This window comes from Psychromonas sp. (assembly GCF_983033635.1).
Genome location: NZ_CEZLMY010000105.1, coordinates 7,585 through 12,189, shown reverse-complemented (window position 1 = coordinate 12,189; position 4,605 = coordinate 7,585). Strand labels below are relative to the sequence as shown.

Genomic DNA, 4,605 nt, shown 5'->3' with positions numbered 1-4,605 from the left:
CCCTACTATCTTTTCAACAAGCTGTTCCAGCCAACTAGGTTGTACTAAGCGGCGTAACAGTGGTGATTGTTGTTCGCTATAATCACTTTGAAAAATCACCACCACCTCTTTCGTTTTAAAAGTACCAATCACCTTTGCTTCAATCGCCGCAATATCAAATGAGAAGTTGCCCTTTTCAATCTCTAACGGGGCTTCTGCTGCTTGCCACAATCCAGATCTTTGTCCACAGAACAGTGCGATATTTAACGCACGCAATGACCAAAAACTACTCGCAGGGCCACTGTAGTTATCCACCAGACGAACATCATCATCGAACAAGCCTTGAGTAGGGGCTCCATTGACAAAAGCGCCATTACTGATGAAATAACGTAAATTACAATGAAATGCACGACGTGCCTCTCCGACTGCAATAGCATCAGAACCTTGATCGACCGCTGCTAGTAAAGGGGCTGAAGCAGCAAGGCGATAACAGGCGCTGCGACCAAAAAAAGGAACGCCTTCAGGGGTAAAAAAATAGCGAAATTTAGCAACAAAATCTGCAAGAGATTGACGAATAAAATCAGGATCAAACTCAGGATTGATTTGATCTAACCAATATAATGAATTAAAAAAGCCCCACGCATTGTAATAATCGTAGTTACCTTTCGCCCCATCACGAAACCACCCTTCACCAACATAAAACTCTTTAACACGCAGATATCTATCGTGATCTATCGTATCCTCTGCGGTTAAAGCTTTAACCACCAGCTGTACAGTTAATGGAAATAAGTGCCAATTGTTATCAACTGTCTGGCAGTGGTTCACCTGTTTAAACCAGGTGATCACTTGTTGCTGCTCTGTAATAGTAAAGGTATCCCAAACCCACTCTTTACTGAGCCATAACGCCAGCGCTAAATCGGCACTTTCGCAAATTCGTTGGTCGTAATCGAGGAGCTTTCCCCAATAGCCTTTATGCCCGGCATTTGTACCCGCCAGAAAAGCCTGCCGTAATATTTGTGCGATATCAATCGGCTGATCATTAAGCCCGGAAATCACAGTTTTTTCTTTACCGTTGGCATGTAACCAGGCTGCAAGTGTCGGAAAAACCCGACTCACACCTTCCATTGCATCCGTTCTAGCCGTCTGCTGACTAGGGCGTCCAGGATAATAAGCGTGGCTATAATCCCAAAGCGCATAATGGTTAAATGCCTCAGCCACGTAACTGACCAGTTGCTCGCACATATACTGCAATTCATGCTGATCATTTTGAAATAACTGGCGTAGGGTATGATCATGCTTTTTATAAGCAGGTTTCCGGTTTTTAACTCTAATTAAATTTTCTTTAAAAAGTTTAAAATACATCCTGGCATCGGGGTGTTCATAGGGGATTTTGGGTCTTGGTTTAGCGCTAATCGTCTTGCTCATAAATTCATCTCGATTATCATATCAATCTGGCTTGGCACAATACGCAGTTTGCATTGAAATATAAGCAAACCACTGAAAACAGATATTTCAGCATTGCCAGGCAGTTTGGATATACACCCAATCTAGCTCAATATGCAGAAATCAGAGGCTAGCTAGAAAACCTCTGAATTAGCATTTTGAAGTCGAATAGGTATAAAAAGACTACCTTGCGGTAGCCTTTAATGTGGTAATTATTTAGCGGCTGAATCCGTTAAAATTTTATAACGATCCTGACCCCAGGCAAGCGGTGCAGGTTTATCTTTGATCCAGTCATAAAAAGCGGCTTTCAGCTCTTTAACTTTTGCTGGATATTTTTTAGCTAAATTAATTGATTCAGCAGGATCTTCAGCGTAGTTGTATAATTCAAACTCGGCTTTGCCGTCATCATAATAATGCAGTGACCAAGCTTGATCTTTAATTGCCCACTCGCCTTTAGAATGTTTTTCAATATATACGCTAGGGATAAACTCCTGCTCTTCATAAGAGATCCATTTCCAGTAGTGACTCCAGAAATCTGCATTTTTCGAATCATAATGAAATGCGCGAGGACCTGCCCAGTATAAGTATTGATGTGCCGTCTGCTTCTCTCCCTTCAGAAGCGGCATAATATCTTTACCGTTTACATCTAATTCAGTTGGAATATCAATATCTGCGGCGGCTAATGCTGTCGGTAAAATATCCATCGCCGATATCATAGTATTATTTACCTGCCCTTCAGGAAGCTTGCCTTTCCAGTGCGCAACAAACGGCACATGTACTCCGCCGCGATAACGCTGACCTTTAAAGCCTCGATCATTACCATTCATTGGCATTGGTGATTCAAAAACAGCACCATTATCAGATAAAAAGAAAATAAGCGTATTATCGTATTCTCCAATTTCCTTCAGTTTATCAATGATCATGCCAATACCTTCATCAGCAGCATTAACATGAGCGTAATATGTATCAACCTCAACATTGCCGGTATTAAAACGATCCATATATTTAGCAGGCGCAGGCTGATCTAATGGAATATGAGGTACACTCATTGCCAAGTTGATAAAGAAAGGTTTATCTTTAGCTTGTTCAATAAATTGAATCGTTTCATTGGTTAGATTATGGGTAAGATAACCAGGCGCTGCGACATTTTCATCGTTACGGAAGATAGCAGGTGAATTATATAATGCAGAGCCAGAAGCGTAGTAACTGTACGAGTAATCAAATCCTCGTTCAAAAGGACCATATCCTTCTGCAGGTTTTTTTATCTGGTTCTCATGATAGTCACGAGTACGTACATTTTCAGGCACTAATGTTTTCTTTACCTTCGCATTATGCCATTTACCAATATTTGCCGTCGCATAGCCATTTTCATTCATCAGTTCAGGTAACAGCTTAATATCCAGAGGGATACCGGAATGAGCATCATCATTACTGTAAGTACCGAAGCTTTGTGGATTTCTGCCTGTCATCATACCGGCACGCGATGGGCCGCAAACAGGTGTAGCAACGTATGCGTTAGTCATTCTTACACCTTCATTTGCCAACTTGGCAACATTAGGCATTGAACGTTTAGCCGCATCATACAGTTTGTCAAAATCACCATCATAACGCATAGGAACAGGACGCTTCTGAAGGGTATCTTTATCCACTTGATCAAGCATAAAGTCCAGCTGCGCAGTACCCAGATCATCCATCACAATAACCAGCACATTGGGTTTATCAATATTTTCAGCCGCAAAAACCATTGCTGGAGCTGCAGCGCAGGCAGCAACGACAAGCCCCGCTAATATTGTCTTCTTTGATGTAAATCGCTTCATTATTACCCCTTTATTCATTTAATTAATTAGTTTTTCGCATGTTAGAGAGAATAGGCATAACGTCAGCGGCCAAGCCACCACGTTGAATTTCCTGAGTCATCAAATGCATTGCTGGCGCAGTGTGTTTAAAGATCTTTTTATATGAGTTACAGAGATAATTCTGTTTATGTTTTTCACCTTCAATAGCTGTAATACGATGCTTAGGACAGCCGCCATAACAGAGAGCCTGCACCTCACATTGCTGACATTGACTGGTTAATTTGCTGTATTTGGCGTGACCAAAACGTTGTTGCTGCTTGCTGGTAGCCAGCTTAGTTATATTAGTTTTACTGATATTGCCAAGTTTGTTGGCCGGATAAACATAATGGTCGCATGAATATAGATCACCATTAGATTCAATGACCATCGCTTGACCGCATTCACGTGCCTGTACGCAGACAGACGCGGGATATCCCATCCATGTTGCAAGAACACTATCAAACATGCGCACAAAGATGCTGCCAATATCATCTTTTATCCATTCATCAAAAACCTCTGTCATGAACTGACCATAACCATCAGCAGGCACTGAGAAATGCGTTAATTTTGCATCCGCGGCAGGTGAATAATGTCCGGTATTTGTTTGCTGACAGCTTTGTTCAACTTCAACAATCGGAATAAATTGAAGGTGCACGGAACCAAGCGCTTTTAAAACTTGATAAGTCTCTTTACCTTTATTCCAGTTCTGATCATTAATAACTGTTAAAGTATTAAAGCTAACCTTGTACTCTTTCAAAAGTTCAATGGCGCGCTTAACTCGTTCAAAGGTTGGTTTACCATTCACTGAAATACGGTATTTATCATGTACCTCAGCAGCGCCGTCAACAGAGACACCAATTAGAAAGTTATTTTCTGCAAAAAACTGGGCCCACTGCCGATTAATCGCTACCGCATTGGTTTGGAAACTATTCGTCACCGTTTTTCCATCGGCATAGAACTTTTGATATTTCACCGCATTGCGATAAAAATCTAATCCTGCCAGCGTCGGTTCGCCACCTTGCCATGCAAAATCAATCTCATCGCTATCTTGTGAGCGGATATAATCACGGATATAGCGTTTCAACATCCCGTCGGACATTTGCTCCGCAGCCTTGCTTTGCTCCGCAGCCTTACTTTGATCTAATGACGGCGTCAGCATCTCCTCTTTTTCAAGATAAAAACAATAATCGCACTTTAAATTACAGTGGTAACTGGTTGGTTTAGCCATCATATGAAAACGAGATTTTTGAAAATTGGATGCAGTCATGACTAACCTCTAGGATATTAAGCGAAAAAGATTGAAAGCATAAAAAATGAAACGAAAGATAATATACGTCAAAAACAGAGG

The 4,605-nt window shown here is 41.3% G+C and carries 3 protein-coding genes; all 3 read right to left on the bottom strand.

All coding sequences use genetic code 11. From position 1 onward, the window contains the following. Positions 1-1,404, bottom strand: a 1,404-nt coding sequence (locus AC4GME_RS12940) for a DUF2264 domain-containing protein (RefSeq protein WP_490379531.1), incomplete at its 3' end; no start/stop codon positions are given. A 230-nt stretch (positions 1,405-1,634) separates the two neighbouring features. After that, entirely contained in the window at positions 1,635-3,239 is a 1,605-nt protein-coding gene (locus AC4GME_RS12935; RefSeq protein ID WP_490379530.1) for a sulfatase family protein, read from the bottom strand. 22 nt (positions 3,240-3,261) lie between these two features. Continuing rightward, the gene (locus AC4GME_RS12930; protein WP_490379529.1) at positions 3,262-4,524 is read right to left on the bottom strand and encodes an anaerobic sulfatase maturase; all 1,263 of its coding nucleotides are present in this window, start codon (positions 4,522-4,524) and stop codon (positions 3,262-3,264) included. Between the last annotated feature and the right edge of the window lie 81 nt (positions 4,525-4,605).